We start from the raw sequence: 896 nt of genomic DNA, 5'->3' as shown, positions 1-896 counted from the left end.
AGTTCTCGAAAGTGACGACTTTCTCACGATGAGACTACCGATACTTTGCTCCCAAAACTTTTCTGCACCAGTGAGGTCGCAACCTTAGGTTTTGGCTTGTTAGGTATCACTGGGGTTCGCTCAGTCGGAATTGAAAACGTAGAAGGTGTGTTTTTTGCCTTTCTCACGGGAACACCCAAGGCAGATATAAAGTCGTGCTTTTTGAGCAATTGCTGCTTTCGGGAATCGAATGCTTGGCTCATTTGAGACTTTAGAGAGCAATTAAATTTCTCCAGATCATTCGTCAGGCGTTGATTTTGAGAAGTTAATTGATCGACAACTCTATTGGCTTCGCTTTTGATCGCTTCTGCTTCTTTATTGAAGTTAATGATTTCAAACTGAATCTCCTGATCTGAAATCATAATGTGTGGAGATGACATGCTGAAAGAGCTTGCACGTATTCTGAGGAGTTGAGTATCTCCGGAAAACGGCAAGTGGAATATGTACACGTCCTTTGGGTAAGACTTACCACGTTCTACCCAGAAAGCACTGGGATACAATTCGGCAGGAATCATCCGTTCTTCGACAGACACTGAAAGTTGATCAGCGTGAATCAATAACGGTTGAATAGAATACTCAAAAACTAGATGCTCAATGTACTCTGCCTTGTTTACATTTAGAATGTAGTCATCAGCTTGGTGATTTATTGCCTTAAGAGCTTGAACCTTCTGATTTTCGAGCACGCTTGAGCTATCAATCTCTGAAAAAGCTGCAAAAGTCTTATGCCTGTACTGACTCATTGTTGCTCCAGTTGCTTATAGCTACTTGTTCAGATATGGATAGTCTAGTACCGCATAGCGGAAATGCATATACCCTTAAGGAGTGAGTTTTAGAGGCTGACGTCGAATGCCTGGTCC

General features: G+C 42.2%; 1 protein-coding gene. It reads right to left on the bottom strand.

What is annotated here, in order from left to right; translation table 11 throughout:
* Positions 1–23: 23 nt before the first annotated feature.
* Positions 24–779 (bottom strand): hypothetical protein, encoded by a 756-nt coding sequence (locus JUK32_RS21050; RefSeq protein ID WP_204140838.1) that lies wholly within the window; start codon positions 777–779, stop codon positions 24–26.
* Positions 780–896 lie beyond the last annotated feature (117 nt).

Source organism: Halomicronema sp. CCY15110 (genome assembly GCF_016888165.1).
Taxonomy (GTDB): Bacteria; Cyanobacteriota; Cyanobacteriia; order Phormidesmidales; family Phormidesmidaceae; genus Halomicronema.
The sequence above is the reverse complement of the archived record's forward strand: the minus strand, read 5'-3'. Positions and strand labels throughout refer to the sequence as shown.